The sequence below is a fragment of the Gammaproteobacteria bacterium genome, assembly GCA_019911805.1.
In the GTDB taxonomy this organism is placed as follows: domain Bacteria; phylum Pseudomonadota; class Gammaproteobacteria; order Thiohalobacterales; family Thiohalobacteraceae; genus JAHJQQ01.
Genome location: JAIOJV010000098.1, coordinates 24,260 through 37,709 on the forward strand (window position 1 = coordinate 24,260; position 13,450 = coordinate 37,709).

Here is a 13,450-nt window from a genome sequence, read left to right on the forward strand (position 1 = left end):
AAGTTTTTGAAATAATCATCCTTCGTGCCCTTTGTGTCCTTCGTGGTTAAATGGCTTTTTCCGAAATAGAGCTTGCAGCAGATTGAATACGTTTAACCACAAAGGACACCAAGGGCACAAAGTTTTTTGAAATAATTATCCTTCGTGTACTTCGTGTCCTTTGTGGTTAAGCGGCTTTTCCGAACTAGAGATTGCAGCAGATTGAATGCGTTTAACCACAAAGGACACCAAGGACACAAAGGTTTTTGAAATAATCATCCTTCGCGTCCTTAGTGGTTAAATGGCTTTTTCCGAAATATAGAGGTTGCAGCAGATGGCGCGCGTATACAATTTCAGTGCAGGTCCCGCCGTATTGCCCGAAACCGTGCTCGAGCAGGCGCGTGCGGAGATGCTGGACTGGCAGGGCAGTGGCATGTCGGTGATGGAGATGAGCCATCGCGGCAAGGAATTCATGTCGATCGCGGCTCAGGCGGAGAGCGATCTGCGGGAACTCATGGGGATCCCGGCCAATTATAAGGTGCTGTTCCTGCAGGGAGGCGCCAGCAGCCAGTTCGCCATGATTCCAATGAACCTGCTGCGCGGCAAGCAGGGTGCGGACTACGTCAATACCGGCGCCTGGTCGAAGAAGGCCATCAGTGAGGCGAAGCGATATTGCGGCGTGAACGTCGTCGCGACCTCCGAGGCGAGCAACTTCACAACCATCCCGGCCTTTGGTGAGTGGCAGCTGTCGAAAGATGCCGCCTATCTGCACTACACACCCAACGAGACCATCGGCGGGGTGGAATTCCACTGGGTGCCGGACGCGGGCGACGTGCCGCTGGTCGTCGACATGTCCTCGACCATCCTGTCGCGGCCTATCGATGTCAGTAGATTCGGCCTGATCTATGCCGGGGCACAAAAGAATATCGGCCCAGCGGGCCTGACTGTGGTTATCGTGCGTGAGGATCTGATCGGTGAGACGGTCGCGGGCACGCCAACCATGTTCGACTACAAGATTCACGTCGATAATGAATCCATGTACAACACCCCGCCAACCTACGGCTGGTATCTGGCCGGACTGGTGTTTCAGTGGATCAAGCAGCAGGGCGGCCTTGCCAGGATCGCCGAGATGAACAAGCGCAAGGCCGACAAGCTCTACGCCGCGATCGACAATTCCGGTTTCTACCGGAACCCGGTCGATCCGGCCTGTCGTTCCTGGATGAATGTGCCCTTCGTGCTGGCCAACCCCGATCTGGACAAGACCTTCCTCGCCGAGGCCAAGGCCGCCGGCATGATCGCGCTCAAGGGCCACCGTTCCGTAGGCGGTATGCGCGCGAGTCTCTACAACGCCATGCCCGAAGCCGGTGTCGACACCTTGGTCGAGTTCATGACCGATTTCCAGCAGCGCAACGGATAAAGAACACAGCTCAAACCACAAAGGACACGAAGGACACAAAGGAAAGCATTGGTATAAATACTTCGTGTCCTTTGTGTCCTTCGTGGTTAATGACGTAAATTAGGCTGACGCATGTACAAGATTCTCACGCTGAACAATATCTCCGTCGCCGGGCTGGAACGGCTGCCGCGCGATCGTTACGAGGTCGCCTCTGAAATTCAGCATCCCGATGCGATCCTGTTGCGTTCGTTCAAGATGCACGATATGGAGATTCCACCGACCCTGAAGGCGGTCGGGCGTGCCGGTGCCGGTGTGAACAATATTCCCGTAGAGAAGCTCAGCAGGCTCGGCATCCCGGTGTTCAATGCCCCGGGCGCCAATGCCAACGCGGTGAAGGAGCTGGTGATCGCCGGCATGCTGCTGGCCGCACGCAACATCTGCCAGGCCTGGGATTTCGCGCGTGCCCAACAGGGCGACGATGCCACCATCAATAAGGCGGTGGAGGCGGGGAAGAAGAACTTTGTCGGTTTCGAACTCCCCGGCCGTACACTGGGTGTGATCGGGCTGGGCGCCATCGGCGTGAAGGTCTGCAATGCCGCACTTGCATTGGGCATGCGAGTCGTCGGTTTCGATCCGGACATCACCGTGCAGCGTGCCTGGCAACTGTCCTCCGAGGCACAGCAGGCCAACAGCGTCGACGATCTGCTCAACCGCTCCGACTTCGTCACTTTTCATGTGCCGCTGATCGACGCCACCCGGCACATGATCAATGCCGACCGACTGACATCCATGAAGCGAGGTGTGGTGCTGCTGAATTTTGCACGTGACGGCATCGTCGATGACCAGGCGGTGATCGCGGCACTCGACAGCGGCAAGGTCTATGCCTACGTCTGTGATTTCCCCGGTAACCGGTTAAAGGATCATCCGCGTGTCGTGACACTCCCGCACCTCGGCGCCTCGACGATCGAGGCCGAGGAGAACTGCGCGGTCATGGTTGCCGATCAGGTACGTGATTTTCTGGAGAACGGCAATGTCCTCAACGCGGTGAATTTCCCCGAGGCCAACATGCCGCGGACAGCGGGTTTCCGGGTGGCGATCGTCAACGCCAACGTCCCGTATATGCTGGGCCGGATATCCACCGCATTGGCCGAGACCGGCCACAATATCATCGACATGCTCAATCGGTCACGCGGCGAGCTGGCCTATACCCTGGTCGACGTGGAGATGCCGGTGGACGCAGCCAGCCTCGAGCGCCTGCGAGCGATCGATGGCGTGCTCTCCGTGCGTACGGTATAGGGGGTCTGAGATTCATTGACCACAACGGACACGAAGGACACAAAGGCAATCGATTGCGCATGCCAAAACCCGCATTAACAAAGCCTCACACCTGCCGACACGGCGTGAGGCTTTGTTAATGACTGCTTTAGTGACTTCGTGTCCTTCGTGGTTTATTAACCTTCAATTGATATGACCGACAAACCGACTCTGCAGGAACTGCGCGAGCGTATCGATGCCCTGGATCTCGAGATCCAGGCGCTGATCAGTGCACGCGCCACCTGTGCGCAGCAGGTCGCCGAGGTGAAGATCGCACAGGGCGACCAGGCCGATTTCTACCGCCCCGAACGGGAGGCGGAGATCCTGCGGCGGGTGCGGGAACGCAACACCGGGCCGCTGGAGGACGCGGAAATCACGCGCCTGTTCCGCGAAATCATGTCGGCCTGTCTGGCGCTGGAGCGGCCGCTGTCCATCGGCTATCTGGGACCGGAAGGCACCTTCACTCAGGCCGCTGTACTCAAGCAGTTCGGTCACTCGGTGGAGATGCGTGCGTTGCCGGACATCGACGTGGTGTTCCGGGAGGTGGAGTCGGGCGACTGCAACTACGGGGTCGTGCCCATCGAGAACTCCACCGAGGGCGTAGTCAACCATACGCTTGACATGTTCCTGCGCTCGCCGTTGCGCATCTGCGGCGAGGTGTCGCTACGCATCGAACTGTATCTGCTCAGCCGCGAGCCCGCGTTCGATACCGTAAAGCGGGTGTATGCCCACCAGCAGGCCCTGGCCCAGTGCCGCGAATGGTTGGATGCAAATCTGCCACGGGCCGAGCGCGTTGCCGTCAGCAGTAACGGCGAGGCGGCGCGCCGTGCCGCCCAGGAGCCCGGCAGTGCGGCTGTGGCCGCCGAGGCGGCGGCGGAGTTGTACGGTCTGACGCGCCTGGCCAGCCGCATCGAGGACGAGCCCGGTAACACGACGCGCTTCCTGGTCATCGGCCGGCAGGCGGTCGCGCCGAGCGGGCAGGACAAGACCTCGCTGCTGATCTCGATGAAAAATCAGCCGGGTGCGTTGTACCGTATGCTGGAGCCCATGGCGCGCCACGGATTGAGCATGACCCGCATCGAGTCGCGCCCGTCGCGGCGCGGCATCTGGGACTACGTGTTCTTCGTCGATATCGAAGGCCACGTCGAGGATGCGCCGGTCGCCACCGCGCTCAAGGAACTGGAAGAGCACGCCAGCCTGTTCAAGGTCCTGGGCTCCTATCCGCGTGCGATTCTTTGAGATATCGTCTTGTCGTACTGGAAACGCTTCCACCACAAAGGACACTAAGGACACCAAGGAAAACATGTTAGCAATTGCTTCGTGTCCTTTGTGTCCTTGGTGGTTGGAAACATATGCCCGCTGCTTTCTCATTCTGCGATCTCGCCACGCCTGGTGTACAAGGACTGCGGCCCTACGAGCCCGGTAAGCCGTTGAGCCAACTGGAGCGCGAGTACGGTGTGCGCGATGCGATCAAGCTCGCGTCCAACGAGAATCCGCTCGGACCCAGCCCGGCGGCACTGGAGGCGATGCGCGGTGCGCTGGGCGAGATCGCCCGTTACCCGGACGGCAACGGCTTCGACCTGAAGCGTGCGCTGGCACACCGCTACGATGTCGATATCGCGGGCATCACCCTCGGCAACGGCTCCAACGACGTGCTCGAGATCATCGCGCGCGCCTTCCTGCAGCCGGGTCTGGAAGCGGTGTTTTCACAGCATGCGTTCGCCGTCTATCCGATCGTCACCCAGGCCGTCGGTGCCGCTGCGCGGGTCGTACCGGCACACGACGGTTCACGCGGTCCACGCTATGGGCACGATCTCGAGGCGATGCTGGCGGCCGTCACCGACCAGACCCGTATGATCTTCATCGCCAATCCGAACAACCCCACGGGCACCTGGCTGAAGCGCGACGAGTTGGACGCGTTCCTGCAGCGCGTGCCGCGTCAGGTGGTGGTGGTACTCGACGAGGCCTATGTCGAATACGTCGACGAACCCGACTATCCGGACAGCATCCCCTGGCTGGCGCAGTTTCCCAATCTGATCCTGACGCGCACGTTTTCGAAGGCCTTCGGTCTCGCCGGCCTGCGGGTCGGTTTCGCGCTGTCGCATCCCGAGATTGCCGATGTACTCAATCGGGTGCGGCAGCCCTTCAATGTGAATACCCTGGCACTGATCGCCGCGACGGCGGCGCTGACCGACCGTGCCCATCTGGAGGCCAGCCTCAAGCTCAACCGGGCCGGTATGGCGCAGTGGGCGGAGATCCTCGCGGAGCTGGATCTCGAGGCCATTCCGTCGGTCGGCAACTTCCTGTGCGTGGATGTCGGCCGGCCGGCGGCAGCGGTGTACGAGGCGCTGCTGCGTGAAGGCGTGATCGTGCGCCCGGTCGCCAACTACGGGCTGCCGAACCACCTGCGCATCACCCTCGGCCTGGCGCAGGAGAACCGCCGCGCCGGGGCGGCGCTGCGCAAGGTACTGGCATGATCCGCCGCCTGTGCGTCGTCGGCGTCGGCTTGATCGGTGGCTCGCTGGCGCGCGCGCTGCGGGACGCCGGTTACTGCAGTGAGATCGTCGGCTGCGGACGCCGTGTCGAGCATCTGCAGGAGGCGGTCGATCTCGGCGTGATCGACCGCTTCGACACCGATCCGGCCCGTGCCGTGCAGGGCGCGGACATGATCGTCGTGTGCGTGCCGCTGGGCGCGATGGAGGCGGTGTTCCGCAGCATCGCCCCGGCACTGGCGGCGGACGCGGTGGTTACCGACGCCGGCAGCGCCAAGGCCTGCGTGGTCGCGGCCGCGCACCGCGCCTTCGGCGGCGTGCCGCCCGGGTTCGTGCCCGGCCACCCCATCGCCGGCACGGAGAAGAGTGGGGTGGCGGCGTCGCTTGCCGGGCTGTACCGCAACCGCACGGTGATCCTCACACCACTGCCGGAGACCTCACCCGCGGCCACCGCCCGTGTGCAGGCCATGTGGGAGGTCGCCGGCGCCCAGGTTCAATATATGGATGTCGACCACCACGATGAGGTGCTGGCCGCCACCAGCCACCTGCCGCACGTGCTGGCCTTCCAGATGGTCGATACCCTGGCGCGGATGAGCGACGAGGACGAGATTTTCCGGTATGCTGCCGGCGGTTTTCGCGACTTCACCCGCATCGCCTCCAGCGACCCGGTGATGTGGCGCGACATCTGCCTGGCCAACGGTACGGCGCTGCTCGCCATGCTGGACCGCTATCGCAGCGACCTGGACCACCTCGCGGACGCCATCCGCAGCGGCGACGGCGCCGCGATCGAGCGCGTCTTCCGCAACGCCAAGGCCGCGCGCGACCGCCACAATGAGCGGTGATTTTCCTAATGCAATTTAACCACGAAGGACACAAAGGACACGAAGTGCATTACAGAGCAAACATGCGGGCCCTGTTGGCAGAATAGCCATCTCGTGCTGTCCATGGATGCAAGCAGCATTTTCATGATTTCCCTTCGTGTCCTTTGTGTCCTTCGTGGTTAAAAATAAACGATCGGTCAGGCCTATGAACGCAGCTACCAACATTCGTTTCCATGTCGCGCCCGGCGGCGCGCTCACCGGGCGCATCCGTGTGGCGGGGGACAAGTCCATCTCGCACCGCGCCATCATGCTGGGGGCCCTGGCCGAGGGCATCACCGAGATCAGCGGGTTTCTCGAGGGCGAGGACAGCCTGGCGACGCTGACGGCGTTTCGTGCCATGGGCGTTACCATCGAAGGACCGTACGACGGGAGCGTGCGCGTTCACGGTGTCGGTCTGCACGGCCTGCGGGCGCCGAGTGAGCCGCTGTATGTCGGTAACTCCGGCACCTCCATGCGTCTGCTCGCCGGGTTGCTGGCGGGGCAGGCCTTCGATTCCGTACTGACCGGCGACGCCTCGCTGTCGCAGCGCCCCATGCGTCGGGTCACCGAGCCGTTGGCGGAGATGGGCGCCCATATCGAGACCACCGCAGGCGGCACCGCGCCGCTCACCATCCACGGGGGGCAACGCCTGCAGGCGATCCGCTACGCGCTGCCGATGGCCAGCGCGCAGGTGAAGTCCTGTGTGCTGCTGGCCGGTCTGTACGCCCAGGGCCGCACCTGTGTGACGGAGCCCGCACCGACCCGCGACCACACCGAGCGCATGCTCAGGGGCCTGGGCTATCCGGTCGAGGTGCACGGCGCCACCGCCTGCGTGCCGGGCGGCGGCCAGCTCTACGCCGCGCCGATCGACGTGCCGGCGGACATCTCCTCGGCGGCCTTCTTCCTGGTCGGCGCCAGCATCGCACCCGGCTCGGATCTGGTGCTGGAGCATGTCGGCATGAACCCGACCCGCACCGGCGTGATCGACATCCTGCGCGCCATGGGGGCCGACATCGAGGTGCTGAACGAAGGCGAGGTCGGCGGCGAACTGGTGGCCGATCTGCGCGTGCGCGCCGCCCGTCTGCGCGGCATCGACATCCCGCCGGAACTGGTGCCGCTGGCCATCGACGAGTTCCCCGCGCTGTTCGTCGCCGCCGCCTGTGCCACGGGGCGCACCGTGCTGACCGGCGCCGAGGAACTGCGCGTCAAGGAGTCCGATCGCATCCAGGTGATGGCCGACGGCCTGCAGGTGCTGGGCATCGACGCCCGGCCGACCCCGGACGGCATGATCATCGAGGGTGGCACCCCGGGGAATACACTGGGACAGGGCCGCATCGACAGCCGCGGTGATCACCGCATCGCCATGTCCTTCGCGATGGCGGCGCTGTGCGCCGGCGGGCCGATCGACATCGACGACTGCGCCAACGTGAACACCTCCTTCCCGCACTTCGTGGCGCTGGCGCGTGCCACGGGCCTCGACATCCGGCAGGGCTGACCGGGCGGACCGGAGGATGGCATGACCGAATCCACCTTTGCGGCCGTCCCGGTCATCGCCATCGACGGCCCCAGCGGCTCGGGGAAGGGCACCATCGCCCAGGCCCTGGCCACGGAACTCGGTTGGCATTTCCTCGACAGCGGCGCCCTCTACCGCATCCTGGCCTTTGCCGCCCAGCAACAGGGGATCGCCCTCGACGACGCCGGGCGGCTCGCCGAACTGGGCCTGAATCTACCGGTCTCTTTTTCGACAAATAACTCGAATATTATTTTGAATGATATTGATATCAGTACTGAAATAAGGACAGAGTCTGTCGGGAATGCGGCCTCCCAGGTGGCCGTGATTCCAGCGGTTCGCGCGGCCCTGCTGGCGCGTCAGCGTGCCTTCTGCCGCCCACCGGGCCTGGTCGCGGATGGCCGCGACATGGGCACGGTGGTGTTCCCCGACGCCCCACTCAAGCTGTTCCTCACCGCGAGCGCCGAGGAACGCGCGCGCAGGCGCTATAAGCAGTTGATAGAGAAAGGGTTGAGTGCTAGTCTTCCCACGCTCGCGGCCGATATCGCCGAGCGTGACCGTCGTGATGCGAACCGGGCGGTGGCGCCATTGAAACCGGCGGACGATGCCATCGTCATCGATACTTCGACGCTGGATATCGGCGCTACACTGGCCCGCGTGCGTGATCTGGTACGGCACCAGTTGCCTTGGCATCCGTCTTAAACGGTCAGTGTAACGATCCATTGCAGGTCCGTGTCGAGTTTGTAGTTTTGTTCAGGTGCCCGGAGGAATGATACTCGGGCGTTGTCATTAACCAACCCGCTGCCTTCGGGTGGCCCAACAACGGAACCGCGACTATCCGGCGGTTCAAGGAAACGTGTTTCATGAGCGAAAGTTTTGCAGAACTGTTTGAACAGAGCATTGCCAATCAGCAAATGCGCCCCGGTGCGATTGTCACCGGCACCGTCATCGACATCCGCTCGGATGTGGTGGTGGTCAACGCCGGACTGAAGTCGGAAGGGGTGATCCCGATCGAACAGTTCCGTAACGAACAGGGCGAACTCGAGGTCCATGTGGGCGACAGTGTCGAAGTCGCACTGGACGCGATGGAGGACGGCTTTGGCGAGACGCGCCTGTCGCGCGAAAAGGCCAAGCGTGCGCGCGCCTGGATCGTGCTCGAAAAGGCCTTCGAGGATGGCGAGACCGTGACCGGCATGATCAGCGGCAAGGTCAAGGGTGGCTTCACCGTCGACATCAGCGATATCCGTGCGTTCCTGCCCGGTTCCCTGGTGGACGTGCGCCCGGTACGCGATACCGCCTATCTGGAAGGCAAGGAACTCGAATTCAAGGTCATCAAACTCGACCAGAAGCGCAACAACGTGGTCGTGTCGCGCCGCGCCGTCGTCGAATCCGAATACAGCGCCGAACGCGAGGCCCTGCTGAAGAACCTGCAGGAAGGCATGATCATCAAGGGTGTAGTCAAGAACCTCACCGACTACGGTGTGTTCGTCGACCTGGGTGGTATCGATGGCCTGCTGCATATCACCGACATGGCCTGGAAGCGCGTCAAACATCCTTCCGAGATCGTCAACGTCGGTGACGAGATCGACGTCAAGGTGCTGAAGTTCGACCGTGAGCGCAACCGCGTCTCCCTGGGCCTGAAGCAACTGGGTCAGGATCCGTGGGCGGATCTGGCGCGCCGCTATCCGGAACACACCCGCCTGTTCGGCAAGGTCACCAACATCGCCGACTACGGCTGCTTCGTCGAGATCGAAGAGGGTGTCGAGGGTCTGGTACACGTCTCCGAGATGGATTGGACCAACAAGAACGTCAATCCGGCTAAGATGGTGCATATCGGCGAGGAGATCGAGGTGATGGTGCTCGACATCGACGAGGAGCGTCGCCGCATCTCGCTCGGCATGAAGCAGTGCCACTCCAATCCCTGGGACGAGTTCGGTGCGACCCACAACAAGAACGACCGCGTCTCGGGCGTCATCAAGTCCATTACCGACTTCGGCATCTTCATCGGCCTGGACGGCGGTATCGATGGCCTGGTGCACCTGTCCGACATCTCCTGGAACCTGCCGGGCGAAGAGGCGGTGCGCAATTTCAAGAAGGGCGACGAGGTCGAGGCCGTGGTGCTGGCAGTCGATCCGGAGCGCGAGCGCATCTCCCTCGGTATCAAGCAGATGGATCGCGATCCGTTCTCCAACTTCGTCGGTGAGCACGCCAAGGGCAGCATCGTGAAGGGCACGGTCCGCGAAGTGGATGCCAAGGCAGCGGTGATCGATCTGGGCGATGGCGTCGAAGGCACCTTGCGCGCCTCCGAGCTGGCCCGCGACCGCATCGAAGACGCCCGCAGCGTCCTCAAGCCGGGCGACGAGGTCGAGGCCAAGTTCATGGGCGTGGATCGCAAGACCCGTACCATCAGCCTGTCCATCAAGGCTAAAGATAGCGATGAGGAAGCCGAAGCGGTACAGGACTACTCACGCTCTTCGGGTGGGACGACCACGAGCTTTGGCGACCTGCTCAAGGAGAAGATGGAAGGCAAGGATAGCTGAGTCCATTGGGCTGGGGGTCCCCGTCTATTCGTTTATCGTGTTGTTCGGTCAGGGAGGCCATGGTCCATGGCCTCCCGGCTCTGATCACTGATCAGGAAGAAGATAATGACAAAGTCTGAACTGATTGAAATTATCGCCAGCAAGAACAGCCATCTGAACTACAAGGACGTCGAACTCGCCGTCAAGAGCTTGCTCGAGCAGATGAGCCAGTCGCTCTCGACCGGCAACCGCATCGAGATCCGCGGTTTCGGCAGCTTCTCACTGCACTACCGTCCGCCGCGCGTCGGCCGCAACCCCAAGACCGGCGAGGCCGTGGCGTTGTCCGCGAAATACGTCCCGCATTTCAAGCCGGGCAAGGAACTGCGTGAACGGGTCAACGCGGGACGCGACATCGAGATCAAACAGGAGACCTGAGCCCCAGTCCCGGGTGACGCACGGTCAGGCTCGGGGCCGGCTGCGCAGGCGATCCGACAACATCGGACAGTCTGCATCCCACCTCTTTACTCTGGAGGCACCGGGCGGTATACCCCGGACCTGGCCTCGCCGCGGTGGTGCTGCCCCGGCCTGCCGGCAGGATTGATTCCCGTGGATTCCCCAGCCGACGCGCTTCCGGTATCGTCGGTGTCTTCCGCGGCCCACTTTGGACCTGAAAACGTACTTCAGCCACGGAAGCACACGGAACGACACGGACAAGATCCTCACGTTTCGTGGCTAAAAAGTCCTGGACCGTGTTGCTCTTTGGCAAGTGCGGTTTTTGGGTTTACTTCAACGCGCAGATCGTGGAGGAGACCATGCCCCGTCTGTTGGCCTATGTGGTATTGGCGGCGCTCGTCCTGCTCGGACTCGCGTTTGCGGTCGTCAACGCCAAACCCGTCGAACTGAATTACTTTCTGGGCACGCGCGAGGTGCCGCTGGCCCTGACGCTGGTGCTCACGTTGGCCGGCGGCGCCCTTGCCGGCGTGTTGTTCTCGCTGGGCCTGGTGATCCGCCTCAAGCGTGAAACCCAACGGCTGCGGCGCCAGGTCAGGCTGGCGGAGCAGGAAGTCACCAACCTGCGCAGTATCCCCCTCAAAGATACGCACTGATCATGTTGGAGCTTCTATGGTTGCTCCTCCCCGTGGCGGCCGCATCCGGCTGGATCATGGCGAAGCGATCGGGGCACAATACGCGCCGGCCGGCGTCGCGTGAATTCAGCGCGCGCTATTTTCAGGGCCTCAACTTCCTGCTGAATGAACAGCCGGACAAGGCCATCGAGGTCTTCGTGCGCATGGTCGAGATCGACCGTGATACGGCCGAGACGCACCTGGCGCTGGGCAACCTGTTCCGCCGCCGCGGCGAGGTCGACCGCGCCATCCGCATCCATCAGAACCTGATTGCACGCCCTACGCTCAGCAAGGAGCAGCGCAGCGCCGCACTGCTCGAACTCGGCCAGGACTACATGCGTGCCGGCTGGCTGGACCGCGCCGAAAGCCTGTTCGAGGAACTTCTCGAGGGCAATGCCCATCGCCTGCCGGCGCTGCGCCATCTGCTCGACATCTATCAGCAGGAGAAGGAGTGGGACAAGGCCATCGAGGTCGCCCGGCGCCTGGACAGCGAGGGCAGCCAGGCGATGAAGCCTGTCATCGCCCAGTTCCACTGTGAGCTGGCCGAGCGGGCGCTGAAGCAGGGTGATGAGGCTCAGGCGGGGCAGCTGATCAAGCGCGCGCTGGGTTTCGATCGACGCTGTGTGCGCGCCAGCATCCTGCAGGGCCGCATGGCCATGCGCGCCGGCAACGGCAAGGCGGCCCTGAAGTCATTCCGCGAGGTCGCCGACCAGGACATCGAATTTTTGCCGGAGGTGCTGGAGCCGATGCACCAGTGCCACGAGCAGCTGAACACCACGACTGAATTCGCCGACTATCTGCACACGGTCATCGAGCACTACGACGGTGTCTCACCGATGCTGATGCTGACCGAGCTGCTGCTGGAATCCCGTGGCGAGACCGTGGCGACGGAGTTCCTGACGGAGCAGGTGCGCAAGCGGCCATCGGTGCGCGGCCTCGGCCGGCTGATCGACCTGGATCTCGCCGCGGCCTCGGGCAAGAGTAAAGATGACCTGCTCATCCTGCGCGCGCTGGTCACGCAGCTGCTGCAGGGCAAGCCCGTGTACCGCTGCATCCACTGTGGCTTCGACGGCAAATCCCTGCATTGGCAATGCCCGACCTGTAAGGAATGGAACACCGTCAAACCCATCCACGGTGTCGAGGGTGAATGAGCGAGGCATTGGCAACGGAAACCACGGCACCAGCCGACGCCACAATGCCCCCGTAGGGTGCGTCGAGGCGCAGCCTGACGCGCCATAGAGGCTTGAAAGGCGTTTTCACCACGAAGGACACGAAGGGACGCGAAGGACCTCCAAAAATGTAGCATCGTGAACGCCTTCTCTTCTCCTGGGGGAGAGAAGGCGGCTTGCGACATTTGCCTGGGGTTTTCTTCGCGCGCCTTCGCGACCATTGCGGTTAAAGGTACGTAAAGTGCACTAGCAAGGTTTTATTGATTGGAATTGCGCAGCACGAGGCGAACGACTCATGACAACCTCCAACCCCCCCGATCCCCGCATCATCGTCGCACTCGACTACGCCAACGCCGCCGATGCACTCGCCCTCGTCGACCGGCTCGCACCGGCGCTGTGCCGGCTCAAGGTCGGCAAGGAGCTGTTCACGCGCAGCGGGCCCGAACTCGTGCGCACGTTGGTCGGGCGCGGCTTCGATGTCTTCCTCGATCTCAAATTCCACGACATCCCCAACACCGTCGCACAGGCCTGCCGGGCGGCGGCCGAACTCGGCGTGTGGATGGTCAACGTGCATGCCCAGGGCGGGCGCCGGATGATGACCGCGGCGCGCGAGGCGCTGGACGATGCCGGCGGGCGCCGGCCGTTGCTGATCGCGGTGACCCTCCTCACCAGCCTGGGCGCGGACGACCTCGCCGAGGTCGGCCTGACCGGGTCGCCCGCGGACAACGTCCTGCGCCTGGCGACCCTGGCGCACGCCAGCGGCCTGGACGGTGTGGTCTGTTCGCCGCAGGAGGCGGCGGCGCTGGCCGGCAGTCTTGGCCCCGCGTTCCGGCTGGTGACGCCCGGCGTACGCCCGGCCGGCGCGTCCACCGATGACCAGCAGCGGGTCATGACCCCCGGCCAGGCCATGGCCGCCGGCGCCCACTATCTGGTGATCGGCCGGCCCATCACCCAGGCATCCGACCCGATCGCCGCCCTGCGCGCCATCGCTGGCGAAATCAGCGAATTGACCGGCAGCGCGTAGCTGCTACTCTAATCGCGGCGCCTGCAAGGAATGGCGGGCGCCGTCCCATCCAACCAAAGACAA

Annotated in this window: 12 protein-coding genes; all 12 read left to right on the plus strand. The window is 63.0% G+C overall.

The features are described from left to right. The first annotated feature begins 313 nt into the window (after positions 1-313). The 12 genes from serC to pyrF all read left to right on the plus strand — a co-directional run bounded on the left by serC (position 314) and on the right by pyrF (position 13,387). Positions 314-1,396, plus strand: coding sequence for a 3-phosphoserine/phosphohydroxythreonine transaminase (gene serC / locus K8I04_12300; GenBank protein ID MBZ0072491.1), 1,083 nt, complete (start codon positions 314-316; stop codon positions 1,394-1,396). Positions 1,397-1,507: 111 nt separating this feature from the next. Continuing rightward, positions 1,508-2,671 (plus strand): phosphoglycerate dehydrogenase, encoded by a 1,164-nt coding sequence (locus K8I04_12305; GenBank protein ID MBZ0072492.1) that lies wholly within the window; start codon positions 1,508-1,510, stop codon positions 2,669-2,671. 171 nt (positions 2,672-2,842) lie between these two features. Next, positions 2,843-3,928, plus strand: coding sequence for a prephenate dehydratase (gene pheA / locus K8I04_12310; protein ID MBZ0072493.1), 1,086 nt, complete (start codon positions 2,843-2,845; stop codon positions 3,926-3,928). Positions 3,929-4,041: 113 nt separating this feature from the next. Next, entirely contained in the window at positions 4,042-5,166 is a 1,125-nt protein-coding gene (hisC, locus tag K8I04_12315) for a histidinol-phosphate transaminase (GenBank protein MBZ0072494.1), read from the plus strand. Beyond that, the gene (locus tag K8I04_12320) at positions 5,163-6,023 is read left to right on the plus strand and encodes a prephenate dehydrogenase/arogenate dehydrogenase family protein (GenBank protein MBZ0072495.1); all 861 of its coding nucleotides are present in this window, start codon (positions 5,163-5,165) and stop codon (positions 6,021-6,023) included. The genes hisC and K8I04_12320 overlap by 4 nt, the downstream gene beginning before the upstream one ends. A 184-nt stretch (positions 6,024-6,207) precedes the next feature. Beyond that, positions 6,208-7,536: a 3-phosphoshikimate 1-carboxyvinyltransferase gene (gene aroA / locus K8I04_12325; protein ID MBZ0072496.1), complete on the plus strand. Its 1,329-nt coding sequence runs from the start codon at positions 6,208-6,210 to the stop codon at positions 7,534-7,536. 21 nt (positions 7,537-7,557) lie between these two features. Continuing rightward, positions 7,558-8,253 (plus strand): (d)CMP kinase, encoded by a 696-nt coding sequence (gene cmk / locus K8I04_12330; GenBank protein MBZ0072497.1) that lies wholly within the window; start codon positions 7,558-7,560, stop codon positions 8,251-8,253. A 161-nt stretch (positions 8,254-8,414) separates the two neighbouring features. Then, positions 8,415-10,091 (plus strand): 30S ribosomal protein S1, encoded by a 1,677-nt coding sequence (gene rpsA / locus K8I04_12335; protein MBZ0072498.1) that lies wholly within the window; start codon positions 8,415-8,417, stop codon positions 10,089-10,091. 105 nt (positions 10,092-10,196) lie between these two features. Continuing rightward, entirely contained in the window at positions 10,197-10,505 is a 309-nt protein-coding gene (locus K8I04_12340) for an integration host factor subunit beta (GenBank protein ID MBZ0072499.1), read from the plus strand. A 377-nt stretch (positions 10,506-10,882) separates the two neighbouring features. Further along, positions 10,883-11,176: a LapA family protein gene (locus tag K8I04_12345; GenBank protein MBZ0072500.1), complete on the plus strand. Its 294-nt coding sequence runs from the start codon at positions 10,883-10,885 to the stop codon at positions 11,174-11,176. A 2-nt stretch (positions 11,177-11,178) separates the two neighbouring features. After that, the gene (gene lapB / locus K8I04_12350; GenBank protein ID MBZ0072501.1) at positions 11,179-12,345 is read left to right on the plus strand and encodes a lipopolysaccharide assembly protein LapB; all 1,167 of its coding nucleotides are present in this window, start codon (positions 11,179-11,181) and stop codon (positions 12,343-12,345) included. Between the two features lie 313 nt (positions 12,346-12,658). Then, on the plus strand, positions 12,659-13,387 hold the full coding sequence (pyrF, locus tag K8I04_12355; protein ID MBZ0072502.1) for an orotidine-5'-phosphate decarboxylase: 729 nt from the start codon (positions 12,659-12,661) through the stop codon (positions 13,385-13,387). Positions 13,388-13,450 lie beyond the last annotated feature (63 nt).

What these genes read in the sequence shown, in the direction of transcription:
- serC (MBZ0072491.1), top strand. Translation starts at nt 314, where the DNA reads ATGGCGCGCGTATACAATTTCAGTGCAGGTCCCGCCGTATTGCCCGAA.
- K8I04_12305 (MBZ0072492.1), top strand. Translation starts at nt 1,508, where the DNA reads ATGTACAAGATTCTCACGCTGAACAATATCTCCGTCGCCGGGCTGGAA.
- pheA (MBZ0072493.1), top strand. Translation starts at nt 2,843, where the DNA reads ATGACCGACAAACCGACTCTGCAGGAACTGCGCGAGCGTATCGATGCC.
- hisC (MBZ0072494.1), top strand. Translation starts at nt 4,042, where the DNA reads ATGCCCGCTGCTTTCTCATTCTGCGATCTCGCCACGCCTGGTGTACAA.
- K8I04_12320 (MBZ0072495.1), top strand. Translation starts at nt 5,163, where the DNA reads ATGATCCGCCGCCTGTGCGTCGTCGGCGTCGGCTTGATCGGTGGCTCG.
- aroA (MBZ0072496.1), top strand. Translation starts at nt 6,208, where the DNA reads ATGAACGCAGCTACCAACATTCGTTTCCATGTCGCGCCCGGCGGCGCG.
- cmk (MBZ0072497.1), top strand. Translation starts at nt 7,558, where the DNA reads ATGACCGAATCCACCTTTGCGGCCGTCCCGGTCATCGCCATCGACGGC.
- rpsA (MBZ0072498.1), top strand. Translation starts at nt 8,415, where the DNA reads ATGAGCGAAAGTTTTGCAGAACTGTTTGAACAGAGCATTGCCAATCAG.
- K8I04_12340 (MBZ0072499.1), top strand. Translation starts at nt 10,197, where the DNA reads ATGACAAAGTCTGAACTGATTGAAATTATCGCCAGCAAGAACAGCCAT.
- K8I04_12345 (MBZ0072500.1), top strand. Translation starts at nt 10,883, where the DNA reads ATGCCCCGTCTGTTGGCCTATGTGGTATTGGCGGCGCTCGTCCTGCTC.
- lapB (MBZ0072501.1), top strand. Translation starts at nt 11,179, where the DNA reads ATGTTGGAGCTTCTATGGTTGCTCCTCCCCGTGGCGGCCGCATCCGGC.
- pyrF (MBZ0072502.1), top strand. Translation starts at nt 12,659, where the DNA reads ATGACAACCTCCAACCCCCCCGATCCCCGCATCATCGTCGCACTCGAC.